Below are 20577 nucleotides of genomic sequence, written 5' to 3' on the forward strand. Positions count from 1 at the left end.
AAATTAGCGACTTTCTGAAGATGGATCTGATGGCCGAAAGCGTTACCGCGTTACACGGTTTGTTACCGCTTGCCTAAGGCCTGAAACACATTCTCGGCATTTTTGCCCCGGTCCTCGCCGCTCTGCCGATCACCTTCGAGCTGCATGAGTGTGTCGATGCGCGCAGGGCCAAAGGGCGGGCGTGGCGCCGGGGGCTGCCAGTCGAATAGGTACTGGGTGGCCGCGCCGCATATCCGCCCCTGGCAGGCGCCCATGCCGCAGCGGGTCGCCAGCTTGGCTTCACGCCAGCTGGAATGCCCGGCGACGGCGGCGTAGGGGACGTCCTCGCAGCGGCACAGCAGGGTGTCCGGCGCGGCCAGGCACTTGAGCGCGGGGTCCAGGGCAAAATGCCGGTGCAGCGCGTCGGCGAAGCGCTGCCAGCGCCTGCGCTCCGGCCACAGGCGCTGCGCCGCCTGGCGGTTGCCGGCGGCGGCATGCCCGGCGATACGGCCTTCCACCAGCGCCAGCTCGCTGCCGCCGAAACCGGTGCATTCGCCAGCGGCATGGATACCGGCCACATCGGTGGCCTGCCAGGTATCCACCTGGATGGCATTGTTACCCAGCGTACAGCCGAGCGCCTGCGCCAGCTGCACGTTGGCGATCAGGCCGAACCCGCAGGCCAGCCGCTCGCACGGCAGTTCCTCGATCTGATCGCCGCGCTGCAGACGAACGCCTTCCAGGCGATCGGTGCCGAGTGCGGCGATGATCCGCGTACCGCTGCGATAACGCGGGTCGAACAGGCTGAACGACTGCAGCAGCTTGTGCGGCCAGCGCGGCAATTGCAGCGCGAACGATGCGACAGCGCCGAGCGCGGCCTGCTCGGCGATTCGCACTACCCGCGCGCCGTTGTGCTTCGCGGTGCCCGCGCTGGCCAGCAGCAGCGGGCCACTGCCGGCGATCACGATGCGCTCACCTTCCACCGGCAAGCCGCCCTTGATCAGCGCCTGCAGGCCACCGGCGCCGGTAACACCGGGCAGCGTCCAGCCGGGAAACGGCAGTAAAAGTTCGCGCGCACCGGTGCACAGGATCAGTTTGCGGTAGGCGATTACCCAACCGTGCTCGGCATCCTCCACCAGCAACTGGTTCGGGCCGGATCGCGCTACCACGCGCGTCGCGGCATGGCGCTGGATCGCGGGATGGTCGTCTACGGCGTCGCGCAGCCGACGGGCTTGGGCGGGAATGCTGGCCTGGACGCCGTCACGCCAGATCTGCCCGCCGGGCAGCGGGTTGTCGTCGAGCAGCACCACCTGCGCGCCATCGTTGGCGGCGGCCAGTGCGGCCGAAAGGCCGGCCGGGCCGGCGCCGATGATCAGTACATCAGCCGGTGCGCTCATGGCCGCGTCTCCACCTGCATGCCGTCGCGGCACAGGGTCTGGCAGGCCAGGCGGCGCAGGCCGTCGATGGTCACCCGACATTCCTGGCAGATGCCCATGCCGCACAGTGGCGCACGGCGCTGGCCACTTACCGACGTGCGCGCGTTGCCATCGCTGCCCAGCGCCAGCGCGGCGGCGACCGTGGTGCCGGGCGCCACGCTGAGCGCACGGCCGTCGAGATGCAGGTCAGGCATGAGCGGTCTCTCCCCCGTGGCCGAGGTAACGTCGTGGCGAATAGGCCGTGGCGGGAATCGGCTCGGCCTCGTTGAACAGCAGCGCGGCCAACAGGTCGGCCGTGCCCGGTGCAGCGGTAACCCCCAGGCCTTCATGACCGACCGCCAGCCACAGGCCGGGTTGCGCGGGATGTTCGCCAATCAGCGGCATGCCGTCCGGTGTGGCGGCGCGAAAACCGGCCCAGGCGCGAATGCCGTTGAGTTGCCCCAGGCCCGGCGCGTAGCTCGCGGCATGCCTGAGCATGCGCGCCAGCAGCCAGCCGTCGACCTCGGGATCCAGATTGTCGAACTGCCGCGAGGTGCCGATGAACAGCTGGCCGGTCGGCCGCGGCTGGATATTGCAGGCCACCGAAGCGCCACTGGTGTTGTGCACGCTGGTCAGGTAGCTCAGCTCGGTGATGGTGTGGGTGACAGGGTGCGGGTAACGGTCGGTGATCAACAGATGACCTTTCTTCGGTGCGATAGGCAGCTCGGGGCACAGGTCTACCGCCTGAATGCCATTGGCGAGGATCACGGCGTCGGCGTTCAGCCACCTGCCATCGTCGAGGCGCACGCGGTTGCCGTCCAGCTCCTCGACCCTGGCGCGGCGTTGCGTGATGCCGGGTACATCGAGCATCCAGCGAGCGGTGTTCGGCGCATAGAGGATGCCGTCGTCGGGCAGGCGCAGGGCACCGTGGAGGCCGTCGCGCAGGATCGGCTCCATGCCCTGCAGGGCATGGCCGGGCACCATCTCGCAGCGAATGCCCTCGGCACGCAGGTTGACGCTCTTGGCTTCTGCCGCCGCCAGCTCCTGCTCGTTGGCAGCCAGCCACAACGTGCCGTTGTTGCGGTAGGCGCAGTCGTCCGGCAGTTCCGGCCCCAGTTCGCGCCAGCGGCGTACCGAGTAGCGGCTGATGTCCAGCTCGGCCTGGTTGTCGTCGAGCACCAGCAGGTGGCCCATGCCGGCAGCGGTCGCGCCATGCAGGCCGGCATCTATCACCAGCACCTGCTGGCCACGGCGGGCCAGCTCGCGGGCGCAGGCTGCGCCGATGATGCCGGCGCCGATGACGATCACATCGGCGACCCGCGTCGGGTTCACGGGCGGATGCCCCAGGCGAACGGGTCGTCCTGCTCCAACAGCAGAGTGGCCTCGGCGCTGATGTTGGCGCGCCCGCGGATGGTCGGAATCACCTTGTCGCCCTGCCATTGGAACGAGCCTTCGAAAACGCTGCCGATCACGCTGGCCTGGCGCCAGATCTCGCCGGGCTGCAGTTTGCCATCGGCAGCCAGGCAGGCCAGCTTGGCGCTGGTGCCGGTGCCGCAAGGCGAGCGGTCGTAGGCCTTGCCCGGGCAGAGCACGAAATTCCGGCTGTCGGCTCGCAGCGACGCTACTGCGCTCGATGCTGCTGCGTCGGGAGCTGGCGAAAAATGCTCATTTACAGCCAGTGAACTGCGCTTTTTCGCCAGCTCCCGCCTTGCCTCCTCTTCGCTCGCGACGCTTGGCTGCGAGCCTCCCGGCTGTTCATGTTCGGCAAACAGCTCGATATGATCGATCAGGCCACCGTCGTCGCCACGAATGCCTTGATCTTCCAGCGCCTTCTGTACGGCGAAGGTGTAGGCGGTGAGGGCTTCGACGTTGTCGCCGGCGATGCGCTGGCCGTGATCGGCGATCAGGAAGAACCAGTTGCCGCCCCACGCAATGTCGCCCTGCACCGCGCCGTAGCCCGGCACCTGCAGTTCGACGGCCTGGCGGTAGCGGTAGGACGGCACGTTGCGCACGCTGACCGAACGGTCCTCATGCAGGGTCGCTTCTACCGTGCCCACCGGTGTTTCGATCCGGTGCACGCCGGTGCCGATGCGGCCCATGTGCGCCAGCGATACCACCAGGCCGATGGTGCCGTGCCCGCACATGCCGAGGTAGCCGGTGTTGTTGAAGAAGATCACCCCGGCACAGGCGGCGGGGTCGACCGGCTCGCAGAGCAGCGCGCCGACCAGCACGTCGCTGCCGCGCGGTTCGAGGATGCAGGCGCTGCGCCAGTCATCGTGATCATCTGCCAGGCGCTGCCGGCGCTCGGCCATGCTGCCGCTGCCCAGCTCGGGAAAGCCGCCGATGACCAGGCGAGTGGGCTCGCCGCCGGTGTGGGAGTCGATAACCTGGATGCGTTTCATGGGGCTGCGCCTGTATGCCGGTCTGGATGGCTACAGGGTGCCGCTGGCGGACGCGCCCGGCTTGAAGGATTTGCATGGGAGCGATGACGAAATCGGCACAATGCCCGGCCTGTCTGCTGCGTCTTGTGACTGCCGATCAGCGGATGAAATGGATCTTGCCGTTGTCGTCGCTGCCCATGTAGATGCCGTATACGCCCGCTTCGCGCTCGGTGATATAGCGCTCGAGGATCTGCCGGATGGCGGGGTAGTAGATCTGTTCCCAGGGGATGTCTTCGGGAGCGAAGAAGCGTCGGGCAAGGGTCTCGCTGCCGAAGTGGCCGGTGTCGTGCAGCAGCCTGGCGCGAAAGATCAGGTACACCTCGCTGATCGAGGGCACGCTGAACACCGAGTAGGGGCAGAGGATTTCCGCCACCACGCCGGCTTCCTCGCGCACTTCACGCAGCGCCGCTTCTTCGGTGGTTTCGCCGTTTTCCATGAAGCCCGCGGGCAGTGTCCAGGTGCCGACGCGCGGGGCGATGGCGCGTTGGCAGAGCAGGTAGCGGCCGTCCTGCTCGATGATGCAGCCAGTGATGATCTTCGGGTTTTCGTAGTGGATGTGCCCGCAGCCGGCGCAGACCAGCCGCGCATGGTCGTCGCCGGACGGGCGACGCCGTTCCAGCGTCGCGCCGCCGCATTGCTGACAGAAGCGCGGGCTGGGCATGGCGGTCAGCGCCCGATACGCGGGTCTTGCAGACCGATGGGGGCCACGATATCGCGGGCCTTGGCACCTTCCTGCTTGGCTTCCAGGTACTCGAGGGCGACCTTGGCCGCAGCGCGCACGTGATCCACCGAGGCCTGGTGGGCGGCCAGCGGGTCGCCGCTCTTGATCGCCTCGACCATACGCTCCATTTCCTGATTGCTGGTGCTGCGTCGGTTGCTCTGCGACACCGAGGTGGCGCGCAGGTAGCTGATGCGCGCCTGCAGCTGGCGCAGTTGGGTGGCCGCCGCTTCGTTGCCGCAGCCTTCGAGCAACACGTTATAGAACTCCTGCACCGACTCCAGCACCTCCGGCAGTTCGCCTTGCTCCAGGGTCTGTCGGTTGTTCTCCAGGGCGCGTTCCAGGGCGCGGATATCCTTGGCACGGGCGCGCAGGGTGAACAGCTGGACGATCATGCCTTCGAGTGCACAGCGCAGTTCGTAGAGATCGCAGGCATCTTCCAGGGTGATGATCGCCACGCGCGGGCCCTTGGCATCGGCGAACTCCACCAGCCCTTCGGACTCCAGATGGCGCAGTGCCTCGCGCACCGAAGTGCGGCTGACCCCCAGCCGATCGCAGAGGTCGCGCTCCACCAGCCGGTCGCCAGGCAGCAACTGGAAATTCATGATGGCGCTGCGCAGCTTCTCCAGGACGATTTCCCGCAGGGTCACGGGGTTGCGGTTGACCTTGAAGCTGTCGTCGATCGGCTGGCGTTTCATGGTTAGGGCTCGATTTATAGGTATGGGAGCACTCAAGACCTACGCCTCGGCATCTGCTTCGGCAAACGCCTCGCGGGCAATGCGAAAGCTGTCGACGGCTGCAGGCACGCCGCAGTAGATGCCGACCTGAAGCAGGATCTCGCGGATCTGCTCGCGGCTGAGGCCGTTACGCAGGGCGCCGCGAATGTGCAACTTCAGCTCGTGCGGGCGGTTGAGCGCGGAAATCATGGCCAAGTTTATCATGCTGCGTTGCTGCATCGATAAGCCTTCACGTCCCCACACGTGCCCCCAGCAGTATTCGGTGACCAGCTCCTGCAGCGGGCGGTTGAAGTCATCGGCATTCTCCAGCGAACGCTTCACGTACGCCTCGCCGAGCACCTGGGTGCGAATCTGCAGGCCTTTCTCGTATTTGTCGTTTTTCATGGTCGTTCTCCCGGTTCGATGTGCAGTGAGGCCGCGGTAAGGCGAGAGCAGCCGTAGGGTGGATGACGCTCTTTTCATCCACCATTGCGATCGGTGGACGGGTCGGGCCGCGTAGGTGAAGCGTCGTCCACCCTACGACTGTGGGAGCGGGCCGTGCCCGCGAATAATCACGGGCATCGCCCGTTCCCACAATGAATCACCGAAAGTCCGCTTTCGCCACATGGTTGCCTGACCTCAAAGTCCACCCATCAGGGTGTATTTGATCTCCAGATAATCGTCGATGCCGTAGTGCGAGCCTTCCCGGCCCAGGCCTGAGGCCTTGATACCGCCGAACGGCGCCACTTCGGTGGAAATAAGCCCTTCGTTGATGCCGACCATGCCGTATTCCAGCGCTTCGCTCATGCGCCAGGCGCGGCCCAGGTCGCGGGTGTAGCAGTAGGCGGCCAGGCCGAATTCGGTGTCGTTGGCCATCTGCACCGCGTCGGCTTCGTCGCGAAAGCGGAACACCGCCGCCAGCGGGCCGAAGGTTTCCTCGCGGGCGACCTTCATGGCGGTGGTCACCCCGCTCAGCACGGTGGGCTGGAAGAAGCCGTGGCCCAGGGCATGGCGCTCGCCGCCGCAGACCAGCGTGGCGCCCTGGCCGAGGGCATCGGCGACATGGTCGGCGACCTTGTCCACCGCGCGGGCGTTGATCAGCGGGCCCTGTTGTGCGCCGTCGGTAAAGCCATCGGCGACTTTCAGCGTCGCCACGCGCTCTGCCAGGCGGGCGACGAAGGCATCGTGGATACCGTCCTGGACCAGAAAGCGGTTCACGCACACGCAGGTCTGCCCGGCATTGCGGTATTTGGCGACCATGGCGCCCTCGACGGCACGCTCCAGGTCGGCGTCGTCGAAGACGATGAACGGCGCGTTGCCGCCCAGCTCCAGGGAAACCTTCTTCAGCGTACCGGCGCACTGTTGCATGAGCAGTTTGCCGATCGGCGTGGAACCGGTGAACGACAGCTTGCGCACCGTGGCGCTGGCGCACAGCGCATCGCCGATGGCCACGGCGTCGCCGGTGATCACGTTGAAGATGCCTGGCGGGATGCCCGCTTCCTCGGCGAGCACCGCCAGCGCCAGCGCCGAGAACGGAGTTTCCGGTGCCGGTTTGACGATGCACGGGCAACCTGCAGCCAATGCCGGGCCGACCTTGCGGGTGATCATCGCCGCCGGGAAATTCCACGGCGTGATGGCCGCGACCACGCCAATCGGCTCCTTGGTCACGATGATGCGTGCATCGGGCTTGTGGCTGGGAATGGTGTCGCCGTAGATACGCTTGGCTTCCTCGGCGAACCACTCGATGAAACTGGCGGCATAGAGGACTTCGCCACGGGCTTCGGCCAGCGGCTTGCCCTGTTCGAGGGTGAGGATCTCGGCCAGCGCGTCGGCGTGTTCCAGGATCAGCGCATGCCAGCGCTTGAGCACCGTGCTGCGGTCCTTGGCGGTGCGCCCACGCCAGGCTGGCCAGGCCGCATTGGCGGCAGCGATGGCGCGCCGGGCTTCGGCGCTGCCCATGTTGGGCACCTCGCCGATCTGCTCGCCGGTGGCCGGGTTGCTGATGCGCTGGGTGCTGCCGTCATCGGCAGCCAGCCATGTGCCGTCGAGGTAGGCCTGCTGGCGTAGCAGTTGCGAAGCTGCGGGTGTCATGGCGACTCCGGAATAAAACCGGCCGCGCTCGAAGGTGAGTGAACGCGACCGTAAAAAGAGGAATTATTACCGCTACCGACGAGGAACCTAGAGCCTGTTCAGGATCGTAGGGTGGACAACGCTTTTTTTGTCCACCATTGCGACCGCAGAGCGGTGGACGGGTCGGGCCGCGTAGGTGAGGCGTCGTCTACGCGCCCCGGTCCACCCTACAAAGGTGGTTTAGGTTCTCGCCGACGTCACGTCGATCAGGCCAGGGCCGGCAGTGCGCCGAGCTTGCCGCGGTGGTAGATCATCGGCACCGGGGCTACCTCGGGGAGGATCAGGTTGGTCACCGCACCGACCATGATGGCGTGGTCACCGCCCTCGTATTCGCGCCACAGCTCGCATTCGATGATGGCGGCGGCGTTGTTGAGCAGCGGGTTGCCCTGCTCGCTCAGCGTCCACTCGATGCCTGCCGCCTTGTCCTTGCCCTTGCCGGCAAAGGCATAGGCCTCCGCCTGTTGCTCGGCGGATAGCAGGTGGATCGCGAAGCGCTTGCTGTCGCGCAGCACCGGGTAGGAGTCGGAGCCGTAGTTGGGGCAGAACAGCACCAGCGCCGGATCGATCGACAGCGCGCTAAACGCGCTGGCGGTGATGCCGACGATGCCGCCATCGGGGCCCAGGGTGGTGACGATGGTGACCCCCGAGGGGAAGGCGGCCATGACGGATTTGTACAGTCCGGGTTCGATCATTTGTGTATTCCTCGATGCGCTCAGCGCATCACGAACGGGTCGGGCATCGGCGCTTGCGACAGGTTGATCCACACCGTTTTCAGTTCGGTGTAGGCGAGTACCGAGTCGATGCCGCTTTCGCGGCCGTAGCCGCTGTTCTTGAAGCCACCGATCGGCGCTATGGCCGATACGGCACGGTAGGTGTTGACCCAGATGATGCCCGAGCGCACGCCCTTGGCCATACGGTGGGCGCGGCCCAGGTCACGGGTCCAGATGCCGGCGGCGAGGCCGAACTGCGAGTCGTTGGCCATGGCCAGTGCGTCGGCCTCGTCCTTGAAGCGGATCACCGAAGCCACCGGCCCGAAGACCTCTTCCTGCATGATGGTCATCGCGTGGTCGTCGCACTCGAACAGAGTCGGCTCGTAGTACCAGCCTTCGCCATCGACCTGCGGGCGTTTACCACCCAGGCGCAGTTTCGCACCTTCTGCCACGGCCGTGGCAACCAGGCCTTCGACCACCGCGAGTTGCTGAGCGGTGGCCATCGGGCCCATCTCGCTGGCCTCGTCCTGGGGGTTGCCGATGCGAATGCGCCTGGCGCGTTCGACCAGGCGCTCGACGAAGGTGTCGTAAATGCTGTCCTGCACCAGCAGGCGCGAGCCGGCCACGCAGCTCTGCCCGGAGGCGGCGTAGATGCCGGCGACCACGCCGTTCACGGCGCTGTCGAGGTCGGCATCAGCGAAGATGATGTTCGGCGACTTGCCGCCCAGCTCCAGCGACAGCTTGGCGAAGTTCTCGGCGCTGGCGCGCACCACATGGCGCGCGGTGGCGGCGCCGCCGGTGAAGGCGATCTTGCGCACCAGCGGGTGGCTGGTCAGCGCCGCGCCGGTGGTCGGCCCGTAGCCGGTGACCACGTTGACCACGCCAGGCGGGAAGCCCGCTTCGAGAGCCAGGCGGGCCAGCTCGAGAATGGTCGCCGAGGCATGCTCCGAAGGCTTGAGCACGATGGTGTTGCCGGCGGCCAGGGCCGGGGCGAGCTTGATCGCGGTCAGGTACAGCGGGCTGTTCCACGGGATGATCCCGGCCACCACGCCAATCGGCTCGTGGGTGGTGTAGGCGAACATGTCCGGCTTGTCGAGGGGCAGGGTGCCGCCTTCGAGCTTGTCGGCCAGGCCTGCGGTGTAGTGGAAGAACTCCGGCAGGTAGCCAACCTGGCCGCGGGTTTCGCGGATCAGCTTGCCGTTGTCCCGACTTTCGAGCTGGGCCAGGGTTTCCCTGTTCTCGGCGATCAGGTCACCGAGGCGGCGCAGCAGCTTGCCTCGCGCGGTGGCGCTGAGGCCACGCCACGCCGGGTTCTCGAACGCTGCCTGGGCGGCCTGCACGGCGCGTTCGACGTCTTCGCTGGCGGCATCGGGCAGCACCGCCCAGGCCTGGGCGCGAGCCGGATCGAGGCTCTCGAAGGTGTTGCCGGACTGGGCATCGACCCACTGGCCGTCAATGCACATCTGATAGCGTACGAGTGTCATGCGACGATCCCCTTTACGGTGTGCTGCAACTGGCTGGCTTCGTCGAGAAACGCCAGCAGCATCTGGTTGACCAGGCGCGGCGATTCTACCGGCATCATATGCCGTTGCTCGGCCAGCACCACGGCCCTGGCGCCCGGAATGCACTGCGCCAACTGCTCGGCCATCTGCGGTGTCGAACCGGGGTCGAGCTCGCCGGTGGCGATCAGCGTCGGTACGCGGATGTCGGCCAGGTCGTCGACGCGGTACATGTCCTGGGTGGCGAACAGCGTGTAGGTGGTCAGGTAACCCTGGGCGTCGTTGCCGGCCAGGGTCTGGCGGATGGCGGCGATCTGCGCCGGGTTGGCGGCCTGGTATTCCCGGCTGAACCAGCGCGACAGCGCCGCCTCCGCGTTGGCGTCCGGGCCATGTTCGGCGGCCTGCGCGGTGCGCTCGATGACACCGGCGCGCTGCTCGGGGCTGCGGTTGAACACGCTGTTGAGCACCACCAGGGCGGCGATGCGCTGCGCATGGTGCAGTGCGAAGGCGCGCGCTACCAGGCCGCCCATGGAGAAGCCGATCACCATGGCCTGCGCCAGGCCGAGGTGGTCGAGGAGCTCGCGCAACTGGTCGGCGTAACCGGCGAGGTCGGTGTCCGCTGCCGGCCGCGGGCTGTCGCCGTGGCCGAGCATGTCGTAGACGATGACCTGGAAGTGCTGTGCCAGGCCCACCACCTGGCCGCCCCACATGTCCTTGGTCAGGCCCACGCCGTGGATCAATACCACGGGTTGGCCCTGGCCGGTCACCCGGTAACTGGTGCCGGCAGGGGTACGTTCAGCGAGGTGCCGAATCATGGCCTGCTCCCGATCACTGCGCCTTCTCGGCGGCCAGTTCTTCCAGATCGATGTAACGGTTACCGATACGCGGATGCAGGCGGCCGCCATTGGCAGCACCCAGTACCACGACGATTTCGTCGGCACGCGGCGCGTCTTCGATCTGCATTTCCAGGGTGATGTAATGCGAACGCAGGCCTTCGTCATCCTTGTGCATCATCGGGATCTGAATCGAGGTGCCCGGGCCGCCGCGCTTGTTGGTGAAGCTCAGGTAGCTCTTGGCCTGCACCGCCTCACGGTAGTGGTTGCCGAAACGCAGGGTGTGGATAACCGCGGAAGCGTGCTCGATTTCACCATCGGCGCCTACCACCGCGGCCTTGCCATAGGCTTCGATCTTGTCGGCGCCGCCGATGGCAGCGGTCAGGCGCGCGACCATCAGCTCGCCAAGTGCCGAACAGTTGGCCTTGATCACCGGCTTGAGGTCTTCGACGAAGCCGTTGCCAACCCACGGGTTCTTGATCACGACGGCCAGACCGACCATGGTGACTGGCTTGTCGGTCGCCTTGCCGCCCTCGATCAGGGTCTCTTCTATATAGCTGACGATCTTGCGAATCTCGAAACTCATGGCAGCTCCTTTGGCTGGATGGTGTTGAGTATTATGGTATACCAGAATACGCATTATGCAAGCTTCTCCGAAACGCAGGCGCGACGCTGCCTGGGCGGCAATCGAAAGCGACGCCGGCAGGGCAAAATCAATTGTTTTAAGTGACAGGCGCAAGGGTGGAAGCCTGGCTCATCCCACGCGGCCGGAACCCGCGCTGGGTGCCGGCAGCGGTTATCTCACCCGCACCTGCAACGCCTCGCCTGGGCGTGCCCGCATAACCTCTGGTCCGCTCGCCGAGTACCTCAGCGCCAACCCTGGCTGGCGCTGGCCATGGCGTCGTGAGCATGCAGCGTTCTCGCAGAACATCGGGTTCTGCCTGTAAGCAGTCTTGCTGTGTGGCTTTAAATGTTATGTTATAACAATTATAGTTAGCCCAGTGAGCCCGCCATGACCGCCGATGAACTGCTTGCCCTGCCGCCCCCGGCCTACATGAACGAAGCCCAGCAGGGCTTCTTCCGTGACCTGTTGCTGCGCCAGCGCGGCGAGTTGCAGCAGCGTATCGACGACGAGTTCGGCGCGCTGCGCGAACAGGATCGCCCCGCCGACGAGGCCGACATGGCCAGCCGTGAAGAGCAGCGCCAGTGGCAGCTGCGCCTGCTCGAACGGGAAAAGAAGCTGCTCGACAAGATTGATGAGGCCCTCGAGCGCCTGGCCCATGGCGAATATGGCTGGTGCCGCGAAACCGCTGAGCCGATCGGCCTGCGGCGCCTGCTGCTGCGGCCCACCGCCACCCTGTGTATCGAGGCGAAAGAGCGCGAAGAACAGCGCGAACGCCACCAACGCTCCGGCAATGCCTGAGCCCTGATGAGGAAACCGTGATGCCCAATCGTCTCCCCGTAACCGTGTTGTCCGGCTTTCTCGGCGCCGGCAAGAGCACCCTGCTCAACCATGTGTTGAAGAACCGCGACGGCCTGCGCGTGGCGGTGATCGTCAACGACATGAGCGAAATCAATATCGACGGCAGCGAGGTGCAGCGTGACGTCAGCCTCAACCGCGCCGACGAAAAACTGGTCGAGATGAGCAACGGCTGTATTTGCTGCACCCTGCGCGAGGACCTGCTCGAGGAAGTCAGCAAGCTGGCTCGCGAGGGTCGTTTCGATTACCTGCTGATCGAGTCCACCGGTATTTCCGAACCACTGCCGATCGCCGAGACCTTCACCTTTCGTGATGAGCAGGGCCAGAGCCTGGCCGACCTGGCGCGCCTGGATACCCTGGTGACGGTGGTCGACGGGGTGAATTTTCTGCCTGATTTTCAGGCCGCCGAGAGCCTGGCCAGCCGCGGCGAAACCCTGGGCGAGGAAGACGAGCGCTCGATCAGCGACCTGTTGATTGAGCAGATCGAATTTGCCGATGTGCTGTTGATCAGCAAGATCGACCTGATCAGCCAGGCCGAGCGCGACGAACTGACGGCCATCCTGCGACGCCTCAATACCCGCGCCGAGATTCTGCCAATGAGCATGGGCGCGGTGCCGCTGCAGGCGATTCTCGACACCGGCCGGTTCGACTTCGAGCGTGCGGCCGAGTCGCCGGGCTGGCTGAAGGAAATGCGCGGCGAGCACGCCCCGGAAACCGAGGAGTACGGCATTGCCTCCAGTGCCTATCGGGCGCGGCGGCCGTTTCATCCGCAGCGCTTCTTCGATTTTCTCAACCGCGAGTGGGTCAATGGCCGGCTGCTGCGTTCCAAGGGGTTTTTCTGGCTGGCCAGCAAGCACCAGGAAGCCGGCAGCTGGTCCCAGGCCGGCGGCCTGATGCGCCATGGCCTGGCCGGGCGCTGGTGGCGCTTCGTACCCAAGAGCCAGTGGCCCCAGGATGACGACGACCTCAAGGGCATTCTGCGGCAATGGGATGAGACCAGCGGCGACTGTCGCCAGGAGCTGGTGTTCATCGGCCAGCATATCGACTTTGCCCGGCTGCATGCCGAGTTGGACGCCTGTCTGCTCAGCGATGCCGAAATGGCCGCAGGCATCGACGCCTGGCAACGGTTACCCGACCCCTTCGGACCCTGGCAGGAGGCCGCCTGATGCTGGCACGCAAAACACAGCCGCAACCGTTACAGGTCAGCGGCGAGCGCATCGAGATACTCGGCGAGGCCTTGCGTGATGATGTCAACCTGGCGGTCTGGCAGCGCAGCCTGCCCGCGCACCTCGCAGGCTTCGCCAGCACCCTGCTGGCGCAGGGCGAGCCGCTGGCCGAGTCGCTGAGCATCGAGGTGGCCGACACGGATGCGGAGCCGGCGCTGCACGGTTTGCTGAGCGGCTACAGCGACCTGCCCGGCCAGGCAGCATTCCTCGCCGACGTGGCCTGGCTGGTGCGCGCCTACGCCTGCCTGCTCGATGCCCGGCGCATCGGCTTGCGCCTGCGCGCGCTGGATGGCGCCATGTGCCCGCGTTTTCACGTCGATCACGTGCCGCTGCGGCTGATCACCAGCTATGCCGGCGCCGGTAGCCAGTGGCTGCGCGAAGGGGCGCTGTCGCGCCAGCTGTTGGGCGCAGAGCAGGCGTTGCCCAGAGAGGGGGCGGTGGTCGAGCAGATCGGTTGTGGCCACGTAGCGCTGGTCAAGGGCGAGCGCTGGGTGGGTAATGAGGGGCGTGGCCTGATCCATCGCTCGCCCGCCTTGCCTGCCGGTGAGCGTCGCCTGCTACTGACGCTGGACTGGCTGGTCTGAACGGCGGGCAAAAAAAATGCTGCGCCTGAGCGCAGCAACATCGCCACCGGGCCTGTCCGGCAGCCAAGAGAGAGTGTATTAACGCCGAAAGAGATGACGATTGAGTGACGGTTTAGAACCTGTTCACGATCTGCATGTGCAGAAGCGGCAGCTAGCAGCCGTCGCTGGTCCATTGTGGGAGCGGGCCATGCCCGCGAAAAATCACGGGCATGGCCCGTTCCCACAGGATAGGGGGAATGACCGCTTGCGCCACTTAGCTGCCAAACTCGACGAACCTGGGCTGAAAGATTATGAACAGGCTCTCAGTAGGCCATCCACACGCCCTTGCTCTGGCTTTCACAGAACGGCTTCAGGTAGGTGGCATCCTGCGCCATGCCGTAATAGTGAATGTCCTGCTGGTAGGGCGTGCCACCGACTCGGGCATTGCGGCACACACCGAAGGCGCCGACCGGGCATTGCTCGACAAAGCTGACGTCGACCTTCTGGCCCTTGAGCTGCGGCTGGCAGAAGCCGGTGCGAAACAGGTTTGGTGGAATGCTGCGGTTCTGCTGGCAGACCTTCACGTCCAGCCGCTCGGCCTGGCTGTGCACCACACAGGCTTCACCCCAGGCCAGGCCGGACAGACTACACAACGCGAGAGGCAGCAAACGGCGCATCGATCCAACTCCAGAAAATGATGCGGAACTGTAGGGGCTGTGGCGAGGTTCTCGCAAGCCGAGCTTTTCCCTCCGCCGCCAAACCTGCACCATAGCGCCATGTTGAAACAGATACCCACCCACCTGATCGCCGGCCCCCTGGGCGCCGGCAAGACCAGCCTGATCCGCCAGTTGCTGACGCAACGGCCTGCGGACGAGCGCTGGGCGGTGCTGATCAACGAATTCGGCCAGATCGGTCTGGACGCCGCCTTGCTGGCCCGTGACGAAGAGGGCCTGAGTTTCAGCGAGGTCGCGGGTGGGTGCCTGTGTTGCGTCAATGGCGTGCCCTTTCAGGTCGGCCTGGGTCGGTTGCTGCGCAAGGCCCGGCCGGACCGGTTGTTCATCGAACCTTCCGGGCTCGGGCATCCGCTGAGCCTGCTGGAGCAGCTCGGCGCGGCGCCCTGGGACGGCGTGCTGGCGGTGCAACCGCTGTTGATGGTGCTCGACGCCGCCGCACTGGCCGGTGGCTTGCCGCTCGCCGACAGTCAGCGTGATGCGCTGACCCACGCGCGGCTGCTGGTTCTGAACAAGAGCGAGGATGTCGACGATGCCACCCGCATGCGCATCGCCGGCAGCCTGCCCGCCGAGGTGTGCTGGACCAGCCAGGGTGTGCTGCCCTTCGACCGCTTGCCGCAGGCCACCGGCACGCCGGGAGCGACGCGCCGCGGCGCGCTGCCAGAAGGGCCGGCGGCCGCAGCGATGGTCTGGCGCAGCGCTGAACAGCCGATCTGTCTGGTTCAGGATCAGCCCGAGGGCTGGAGCATCGGCTGGCGCTGGCACCCCAGCCAGCGTTTCGACCTGCTGGCCATCCAGCAGTGGCTGGCGATGCTGCCCTGGCGGCGTGCCAAGCTGGTGGTGCAGACCAGCGCCGGCTGGCTGTCGGCCAATGCCCTGGATGGCCAGCCGCTGCACTGGCAGAACAGCGAGTGGCGCAAGGATTCGCGACTGGAATTGATCTTCGCCGGTGCTCAGGACGAGGCGGCGCTGCAGGCCGGCATGGCGGCCTGCAGGCTGTAAGAACCTGTTGGCGCAAAAGCAGACGTAGGGTGGATGACGCTCTTTTCATCCACCATTGCGATCACAGAGCGGTGGACAGGTCGGGCCGCGTAGGTGAGGCGTCGTCCACCCTGCGACTGGCAGAACAGCGAGTGGCGCAAGGATTCGCGACTGGAATTGATCTTCGCCGGCGCCCAGGACGAGGCGGCGCTGCAGGCCGGCATGGCGGCCTGCAGGCTGTAAGAACCTGTTGGCGCAAAAGCAGACGTAGGGTGGATGACGCTCTTTTCATCCACCATTGCGATCACAGAGCGGTGGACAGGTCGGGCCGCGTAGGTGAGGCGTCGTCCACCCTGCGACCGTGGGAGCGGGCCATGCCCGCGAATAATCACGGGCATGGCCCGTTCCCACAATGAATCACCGAAAGTCCGCTCTCGCCACTTCACAGTCAAAGCGCTGAAGTCGAGCCGAAAGATCGTGAACAGGCTCCAAGAGGGGCGCCGCTTAGGGCGCCCGGCCTGGCAGGGTCAGTCGCTGGTGATGCGCGAGTGGGTGCGGGTGTCCTTCATGGTGATGTACACCAGCAGCGAACAGGCGATGCAGCCGGTCACGTACCAGTAGAAGCCGCTCTCCATGCCCACGCTTTTGAACCACAGTGCGACGTACTCGGCGGTGCCGCCGAAGATCGACACGGTCAGCGCGTACGGCAGGCCCACGCCCAGGGCGCGGATCTCGGTGGGGAACAGCTCGGCTTTCACCACCGCGTTGATCGAGGTGTAGCCGCTGACGATGATCAGCGCCGCCATGATCAGGAAAAACGCGCCCCACCAGCTCTGCACGGTGTGCAGGGTGGTCAGGATCGGGTAGGTGAACAGCGTGCCCAGGACCCCGAAAGCGATCAGGATCGGCCGCCGACCGATCTTGTCGGACAATGCGCCGACCAGTGGCTGCAGCAGCATGAACAGGAACAGCGTGGCCGCCGAGATCATGGTCGAGTCGTTCTTGCTCATGCCCACGGTGTTGACCAGGTACTTCTGCATGTAGGTGGTGTAGGTGTAGAAGGCCAGGGTACCGCCCATGGTCAGGCCAACCACGGTGAGCAGTTCCTTGGGATGGCGCATCAGCGTGCGCATGATGTTTTCCTTCGGCGCCTCGGTCTTCTTGAACGAGTCGGTTTCTTCCATGCCACGGCGCAGGTACATGGCTACCACGGCGCACAGCGCACCGATCACGAACGGCACGCGCCAGCCCCAGGTTTCCAGCTGTTCGACGGTCAGCGTCTGCTGCAGCACGATCAGCACCGCCAGGGCGATGAGCTGGCCGGAGATCAGTGTCACGTACTGGAAGCTGGAGAAGAAGCCGCGGCGTTCCTTGGTCGCCATCTCCGACAGGTAAGTAGCCGATGTGCCGTATTCGCCACCGACCGACAGGCCCTGCAGCAGGCGCGCGACCACCAGCAGCACGGGTGCGGCGACGCCGATGGTTTGGTAACTGGGGGTCAGGGCGATGATCAGCGAGCCGAAGCACATCAGCAGTACCGAGGCCATCAACGCCGCCTTGCGGCCCTTGCGGTCGGCATAGATGCCCATCAGCCAGCCGCCGATCGGGCGCATCAAAAAGCCCACGGCGAAGATCGCAGCGGTGTTGAGCAACTGGGCGGTCAGGTCGCCCTGGGGGAAGAAGGCCTTGGCGAAATACAGCGAGAAGGCCGCATAGACATACCAGTCGTACCATTCGACCAGGTTGCCGATCGAACCGCTGAAAATCGATTTGATGCGTTGGGGAGTGGTGCGCGTTGGCGCGGAGGCAGACAGCGTGCTGGTGCTTTCCATCAGGGGGAACCTCTATTTCGTCATTATTCTTGTACGCCGTTGCGGGCGCTGGCTGGACCATTGCAGGAGCTGTGCCAGCAGCCGGAAGGCCCGCCCCGTGGGCGTTGTGACGAAATGTGAGAGAGGGTTCCTAGCAAAAAGCCGCCAGCGTGGTACGCAGGCTAGCGGAATCTTGCCAGGCGGTTCAGCCGGGGCCCGGGCCGTCGCTGTCGAGGAAGTCGGTGCGCAGCAGGCCGTGGCGCTGCATCTTTTCGTTCAACGTGCGGCGCGGCAGTTGCAGCAGTTCGGTAACCAGCTTCATGTCGCCGTGGCAGCTGGCCAGCGCTTCGCGCAGGCACTGTGCTTCGAAGGCTTCCATGCGCGCGGCGAGGGAATTGTCCACGGCGGCCGTTTGGCTGGCGGAGCCGGACAATGCCAGCACGTGGCGCTCGGCGGCATTCACCAACTCACGCACGTTGCCTGGCCAGTCATGGGCCAGCAAGTGGGCAAGCAGCGCCGGGGTGACCGGCGGCAGCGGGCGCTCGAAGCGTGCGGCGATCTGCCGGGCATGGTGCTCGAAGAGCAATGGCACGTCCTCGCGGCGCTCGCGCAACGCCGGCAACTGCAGCTCGGCGACGTTGAGGCGGTACAGCAGGTCCTGGCGGAACGTGCCCTCGCGCACGCGTTGATGCAGGTCTGGCTTGGTGGCCGTCACCACGCGCAGATCGAGGGTGATCACCTGATTGGAGCCGAGCCGCTCCAGCTGGCGCTCCTGCAATACGCGCAGCAGCTTGACCTGCTGGCCCAGCGGCATGCTCTCGATCTCGTCGAGAAACAGGGTGCCGCCATTGGCATGTTCGATCTTGCCAATACGCTTGCCCTGGGCGCCAGTGAAGGCGCCGCTCTCGTGGCCGAACAGTTCGCTCTCGAAGAGGTTTTCCGGAATCGCCGCACAGTTGAGGGCCACGAAGGGCCCGTTGGCACGGGGGCCAAAGTCGTGCAGGCAACGGGCGACCAGTTCCTTGCCGCTGCCGGTTTCGCCACGCATCAGCACATTGGCCGGCGTATGCGCCAACTCGAGCACCTGGCGGCGCAGCTGAACCATCGCAGTGGAGAAGCCGAGCAGCCGGCCGGCCAGCTCATCCTTGTGCTCGACCTGCTGGCGCAGCTGGCGGTTTTCCCGGGTCAGCCGGCGCTTTTCCAGGGCGCGCCGCAGGCTGCCGAGCAGACGCTCCGGGGTGAAAGGTTTCTCGATGAAGTCATAGGCGCCCAGGCGCATGGCTTCCACGGCCTGGGGCACATCGCCGTGGGCCGACACCAGCAGGAATGGCAGCTCGGCGTCGCGCGCCTGTACCTGCTCCAGCAACGCCATGCCGTCCATGCCCGGCATGCGCAGGTCACTGATCACCACGCCGGGAAAATCATCGGGTAGCAGGTCCAGGCATTCCCGGGCGCTGGCGCACAGGTGCACCTCGAAGCCGGAGCGCTCCAGCCATTGGCGTACGGCGTCGCGGATCGGCGCCTCGTCGTCGACGAAAATCACGCGGGGTTTCATGCGAACTCCTGTGGGGCGAAGGCAGCGGGCAGGCGCAGGGTAAAGCGTGCGCCACCCTCGGGGCGGTTGGCGGCCTGCAGGTCGCCGTCCAGCTCCCGGACGATGGCATAGGAAACCGCCAGGCCGAGGCCCAGGCCATCGCCCACCGGTTTGGTGGTGAAGAACGGGTCGAACAGGTGCGGCAGCGCCTCGGCACTGATGCCCGGGCCGCTGTCATCGAGATGCAGCAACCAGTGGTTGTCGATGAGCAGCAGGCTGAACGCCAGGCGCGGCGCGGCATGGCCCTGCATCGCATCGAGGGCGTTGCGAATCAGGTTGACCAGCACCTGCTCCAGGCGAATCGCATCACCGGCGACCCAGGCCGGTTGCTCCGGGATGCGGCGGATCTGTACCTGGACATCACGCAGACGGGGCTCGAGCAGTTGCAGCGCCTTGTCGAGCACGGCGCCCAGTTCGAGTGTTTCGCGCAGGCCACCGGGGCTCTTGCGGGCGTAGGTTTTCAAGTGGCCGGCGAGGGCGGCCATGCGCTGCAGCAGTTCCTCGTGGCGCACCAGGGACTGGCGAGCCTCTTCCAGTTCACCGTCGGCGAGGATCATGCGCAGGGTTCCGAGGTGCACCTGCAGGGCGGTCAGTGGCTGGTTGATCTCGTGGGCCAGGGCCGCGGACATCTGTCCGAGGGCGGCCAGCTTGGCGGCCTGCACCAGCCCGTCCTGGGCGGTACGCAGGGCTGCGGTGCGCTGCTCGACCAGCGCCTGCAGCTCCTCGCTGGTGCGCTGGCGCAGGCGGGCGATGCGCCAGCGCTGGTGCAGCACCAGAGCGAGCAGAAACAGCGCCAGCCAGGCACCGGCCGCAGCCAGGCTGGCGGCATGGGTGGTGTTGGCGACGCTGCGGGTGTCGTGCAGCAGGTGCAGGGTCCAGCCCTCGCTTGCCAGGGCACGGCTTTCCCACAGGTAGTTACCGGCAAGGCCGGGGCTGTCGATGCGCACCAGGCGGCCTGCGTCATCGATGGCCCGCAGCTCGCGGTAGCTCAGCGGCGCCAGGGGCTTCCTGTCGTACTGTCGCGTGGCGGCGAGCGTGTCGCGCAACGCAGCGGAAAGCGGCAGCAGCTCGCGGTATCGCCAGGCCGGGCGGTTGGCGATGAAGATGATGCCTTCCCGGTCGCTGACCAGCAGCACGTGCGGGCTCTGGCTCCATGCCTGCTCGATGCTGGGAAATTCCAGCTTGACCACCACGGCGCCGAGAAACCGCCCACTGCCATCGCGAACCGCGTGGGACAGGAAGTAGCCGGGAATGCCGCTGGTCACGCCCACCGCATAGAAACGCCCGGTGTTCTGGTTGCGCGCCTCGATGAAGTACGGGCGAAAACTGTAGTCGTGACCCACGTAGCTGGTCGGCAGGCGCCAGTTGCTGGCCGCGATGCTTAGCCCATCGGCATTCATCACCTGCAGCGTCGAGGAATGGGCCGCCGTGTTGATCGCCTCCAGCTTGAGGTTCAGGCGGTGTTGCAGTATCGGCGTGAGGGGTTGCTGCAGGGCTTGCTCGAGTTCCGGGTCGAGCGCCAGCACGGCGGGCAGCGCGCGGTAGCGGTCGATCAGCGTCTGCAGCGTACCGGCGTAGGCTGCCAGCTGTTCCTGCGCCTGCTGCCCGGCCTGCGCGAGGCGCTGGTGCTCGGCCTGGCGTTCGGCCAGGTAGACCGCCAGGCACAGGCCTGCGAGCAACAGGGCGGTCAGCAGGACGATGCGCAGGGAGCGGGATGACATGAATGCCGATCAGCCAGACGGGTGAGCAGGCG

The 20577-nt window shown here is 65.9% G+C and carries 21 protein-coding genes; 5 read left to right on the forward strand and 16 right to left on the reverse strand.

Annotated elements, in window-relative coordinates; genetic code table 11:
• Positions 1-62 precede the first annotated feature (62 nt).
• The 12 genes from ACZ0AV_RS14620 to ACZ0AV_RS14675 form a co-directional block, all read right to left on the reverse strand.
• Positions 63-1373, reverse strand: coding sequence for an FAD-dependent oxidoreductase (locus tag ACZ0AV_RS14620; protein ID WP_499151698.1), 1311 nt, complete (start codon positions 1371-1373; stop codon positions 63-65).
• Positions 1370-1606, reverse strand: a complete 237-nt coding sequence (locus ACZ0AV_RS14625; protein WP_499151699.1) for a (2Fe-2S)-binding protein — start codon at positions 1604-1606, stop codon at positions 1370-1372. Before ACZ0AV_RS14625 ends, ACZ0AV_RS14620 begins: the two co-directional genes overlap by 4 nt.
• Positions 1599-2723: an NAD(P)/FAD-dependent oxidoreductase gene (locus tag ACZ0AV_RS14630; RefSeq protein WP_499151700.1), complete on the reverse strand. Its 1125-nt coding sequence runs from the start codon at positions 2721-2723 to the stop codon at positions 1599-1601. Before ACZ0AV_RS14630 ends, ACZ0AV_RS14625 begins: the two co-directional genes overlap by 8 nt.
• The gene (locus ACZ0AV_RS14635; RefSeq protein WP_499151701.1) at positions 2720-3793 is read right to left on the reverse strand and encodes a proline racemase family protein; all 1074 of its coding nucleotides are present in this window, start codon (positions 3791-3793) and stop codon (positions 2720-2722) included. Before ACZ0AV_RS14635 ends, ACZ0AV_RS14630 begins: the two co-directional genes overlap by 4 nt.
• A 136-nt stretch (positions 3794-3929) precedes the next feature.
• Positions 3930-4493, reverse strand: coding sequence for an NUDIX hydrolase (locus tag ACZ0AV_RS14640; protein WP_499151702.1), 564 nt, complete (start codon positions 4491-4493; stop codon positions 3930-3932).
• Positions 4494-4498: 5 nt separating this feature from the next.
• Positions 4499-5248, reverse strand: coding sequence for a GntR family transcriptional regulator (locus ACZ0AV_RS14645; RefSeq protein ID WP_499151703.1), 750 nt, complete (start codon positions 5246-5248; stop codon positions 4499-4501).
• A 39-nt stretch (positions 5249-5287) separates the two neighbouring features.
• On the reverse strand, positions 5288-5671 hold the full coding sequence (locus ACZ0AV_RS14650) for a carboxymuconolactone decarboxylase family protein (RefSeq protein WP_499151704.1): 384 nt from the start codon (positions 5669-5671) through the stop codon (positions 5288-5290).
• Between the two features lie 234 nt (positions 5672-5905).
• The gene (locus tag ACZ0AV_RS14655) at positions 5906-7357 is read right to left on the reverse strand and encodes an NAD-dependent succinate-semialdehyde dehydrogenase (RefSeq protein ID WP_499151705.1); all 1452 of its coding nucleotides are present in this window, start codon (positions 7355-7357) and stop codon (positions 5906-5908) included.
• 245 nt (positions 7358-7602) lie between these two features.
• Positions 7603-8088, reverse strand: a complete 486-nt coding sequence (locus ACZ0AV_RS14660) for a flavin reductase family protein (protein ID WP_499151706.1) — start codon at positions 8086-8088, stop codon at positions 7603-7605.
• A gap of 20 nt (positions 8089-8108) precedes the next feature.
• The gene (locus tag ACZ0AV_RS14665) at positions 8109-9590 is read right to left on the reverse strand and encodes an aldehyde dehydrogenase (RefSeq protein WP_499151707.1); all 1482 of its coding nucleotides are present in this window, start codon (positions 9588-9590) and stop codon (positions 8109-8111) included.
• Positions 9587-10420 (reverse strand): alpha/beta fold hydrolase, encoded by an 834-nt coding sequence (locus tag ACZ0AV_RS14670; RefSeq protein ID WP_499151708.1) that lies wholly within the window; start codon positions 10418-10420, stop codon positions 9587-9589. The genes ACZ0AV_RS14665 and ACZ0AV_RS14670 overlap by 4 nt, the downstream gene beginning before the upstream one ends.
• Before the next feature lie 13 nt (positions 10421-10433).
• Positions 10434-11024, reverse strand: coding sequence for an amino acid synthesis family protein (locus ACZ0AV_RS14675; RefSeq protein WP_499151709.1), 591 nt, complete (start codon positions 11022-11024; stop codon positions 10434-10436).
• A gap of 426 nt (positions 11025-11450) precedes the next feature.
• Between ACZ0AV_RS14675 and dksA the strand changes: the two genes are divergently transcribed.
• The 3 genes from dksA to ACZ0AV_RS14690 are packed head-to-tail and all read left to right on the forward strand — an operon-like array spanning position 11451 to position 13728.
• Positions 11451-11861 carry an RNA polymerase-binding protein DksA gene (gene dksA, locus ACZ0AV_RS14680; protein ID WP_499151710.1) on the forward strand — a complete coding sequence of 137 codons (411 nt, stop codon included), beginning with the start codon at positions 11451-11453 and terminating at the stop codon, positions 11859-11861.
• 20 nt (positions 11862-11881) lie between these two features.
• Complete coding sequence (gene zigA / locus ACZ0AV_RS14685) at positions 11882-13084, forward strand: zinc metallochaperone GTPase ZigA (protein WP_499151711.1); 1203 nt, start codon at positions 11882-11884, stop codon at positions 13082-13084.
• Entirely contained in the window at positions 13084-13728 is a 645-nt protein-coding gene (locus ACZ0AV_RS14690; RefSeq protein ID WP_499151712.1) for a DUF1826 domain-containing protein, read from the forward strand. The genes zigA and ACZ0AV_RS14690 overlap by 1 nt, the downstream gene beginning before the upstream one ends.
• A 302-nt stretch (positions 13729-14030) precedes the next feature.
• Here the strand turns inward: ACZ0AV_RS14690 and ACZ0AV_RS14695 are convergent, their stop codons facing one another.
• The gene (locus ACZ0AV_RS14695) at positions 14031-14384 is read right to left on the reverse strand and encodes an NADH:ubiquinone oxidoreductase (RefSeq protein ID WP_499151713.1); all 354 of its coding nucleotides are present in this window, start codon (positions 14382-14384) and stop codon (positions 14031-14033) included.
• A 99-nt stretch (positions 14385-14483) separates the two neighbouring features.
• Between ACZ0AV_RS14695 and ACZ0AV_RS14700 the strand changes: the two genes are divergently transcribed.
• A complete protein-coding gene (locus tag ACZ0AV_RS14700; RefSeq protein WP_499151714.1) occupies positions 14484-15440 on the forward strand; it encodes a CobW family GTP-binding protein in 957 nt (318 codons plus the stop codon).
• 93 nt (positions 15441-15533) lie between these two features.
• Positions 15534-15662, forward strand: coding sequence for a hypothetical protein (locus tag ACZ0AV_RS14705; protein ID WP_499151715.1), 129 nt, complete (start codon positions 15534-15536; stop codon positions 15660-15662).
• A gap of 284 nt (positions 15663-15946) precedes the next feature.
• Here the strand turns inward: ACZ0AV_RS14705 and ACZ0AV_RS14710 are convergent, their stop codons facing one another.
• The 3 genes from ACZ0AV_RS14710 to ACZ0AV_RS14720 all read right to left on the reverse strand — a co-directional run bounded on the left by ACZ0AV_RS14710 (position 15947) and on the right by ACZ0AV_RS14720 (position 20545).
• On the reverse strand, positions 15947-17251 hold the full coding sequence (locus ACZ0AV_RS14710; RefSeq protein WP_499151716.1) for an MFS transporter: 1305 nt from the start codon (positions 17249-17251) through the stop codon (positions 15947-15949).
• A 184-nt stretch (positions 17252-17435) separates the two neighbouring features.
• On the reverse strand, positions 17436-18785 hold the full coding sequence (locus ACZ0AV_RS14715) for a sigma-54-dependent transcriptional regulator (protein WP_499151717.1): 1350 nt from the start codon (positions 18783-18785) through the stop codon (positions 17436-17438).
• On the reverse strand, positions 18782-20545 hold the full coding sequence (locus ACZ0AV_RS14720) for a sensor histidine kinase (RefSeq protein ID WP_499151718.1): 1764 nt from the start codon (positions 20543-20545) through the stop codon (positions 18782-18784). The genes ACZ0AV_RS14715 and ACZ0AV_RS14720 overlap by 4 nt, the downstream gene beginning before the upstream one ends.
• Positions 20546-20577: the final 32 nt, after the last annotated feature.

The organism is Pseudomonas sp. AC532 (assembly GCF_979258965.1).

Bases quoted from the DNA above. Each gene is read 5' to 3' on its own strand.
- ACZ0AV_RS14670 (WP_499151708.1), bottom strand. From the start codon at position 10,420: ATGATTCGGCACCTCGCTGAACGTACCCCTGCCGGCACCAGTTACCGG.
- ACZ0AV_RS14710 (WP_499151716.1), bottom strand. From the start codon at position 17,251: ATGGAAAGCACCAGCACGCTGTCTGCCTCCGCGCCAACGCGCACCACT.
- zigA (WP_499151711.1), top strand. From the start codon at position 11,882: ATGCCCAATCGTCTCCCCGTAACCGTGTTGTCCGGCTTTCTCGGCGCC.
- ACZ0AV_RS14640 (WP_499151702.1), bottom strand. From the start codon at position 4,493: ATGCCCAGCCCGCGCTTCTGTCAGCAATGCGGCGGCGCGACGCTGGAA.
- dksA (WP_499151710.1), top strand. From the start codon at position 11,451: ATGACCGCCGATGAACTGCTTGCCCTGCCGCCCCCGGCCTACATGAAC.
- ACZ0AV_RS14715 (WP_499151717.1), bottom strand. From the start codon at position 18,785: ATGAAACCCCGCGTGATTTTCGTCGACGACGAGGCGCCGATCCGCGAC.
- ACZ0AV_RS14660 (WP_499151706.1), bottom strand. From the start codon at position 8,088: ATGATCGAACCCGGACTGTACAAATCCGTCATGGCCGCCTTCCCCTCG.
- ACZ0AV_RS14635 (WP_499151701.1), bottom strand. From the start codon at position 3,793: ATGAAACGCATCCAGGTTATCGACTCCCACACCGGCGGCGAGCCCACT.
- ACZ0AV_RS14650 (WP_499151704.1), bottom strand. From the start codon at position 5,671: ATGAAAAACGACAAATACGAGAAAGGCCTGCAGATTCGCACCCAGGTG.
- ACZ0AV_RS14700 (WP_499151714.1), top strand. From the start codon at position 14,484: ATGTTGAAACAGATACCCACCCACCTGATCGCCGGCCCCCTGGGCGCC.
- ACZ0AV_RS14645 (WP_499151703.1), bottom strand. From the start codon at position 5,248: ATGAAACGCCAGCCGATCGACGACAGCTTCAAGGTCAACCGCAACCCC.
- ACZ0AV_RS14690 (WP_499151712.1), top strand. From the start codon at position 13,084: ATGCTGGCACGCAAAACACAGCCGCAACCGTTACAGGTCAGCGGCGAG.
- ACZ0AV_RS14620 (WP_499151698.1), bottom strand. From the start codon at position 1,373: ATGAGCGCACCGGCTGATGTACTGATCATCGGCGCCGGCCCGGCCGGC.
- ACZ0AV_RS14625 (WP_499151699.1), bottom strand. From the start codon at position 1,606: ATGCCTGACCTGCATCTCGACGGCCGTGCGCTCAGCGTGGCGCCCGGC.
- ACZ0AV_RS14695 (WP_499151713.1), bottom strand. From the start codon at position 14,384: ATGCGCCGTTTGCTGCCTCTCGCGTTGTGTAGTCTGTCCGGCCTGGCC.
- ACZ0AV_RS14720 (WP_499151718.1), bottom strand. From the start codon at position 20,545: ATGTCATCCCGCTCCCTGCGCATCGTCCTGCTGACCGCCCTGTTGCTC.
- ACZ0AV_RS14675 (WP_499151709.1), bottom strand. From the start codon at position 11,024: ATGAGTTTCGAGATTCGCAAGATCGTCAGCTATATAGAAGAGACCCTG.
- ACZ0AV_RS14655 (WP_499151705.1), bottom strand. From the start codon at position 7,357: ATGACACCCGCAGCTTCGCAACTGCTACGCCAGCAGGCCTACCTCGAC.
- ACZ0AV_RS14665 (WP_499151707.1), bottom strand. From the start codon at position 9,590: ATGACACTCGTACGCTATCAGATGTGCATTGACGGCCAGTGGGTCGAT.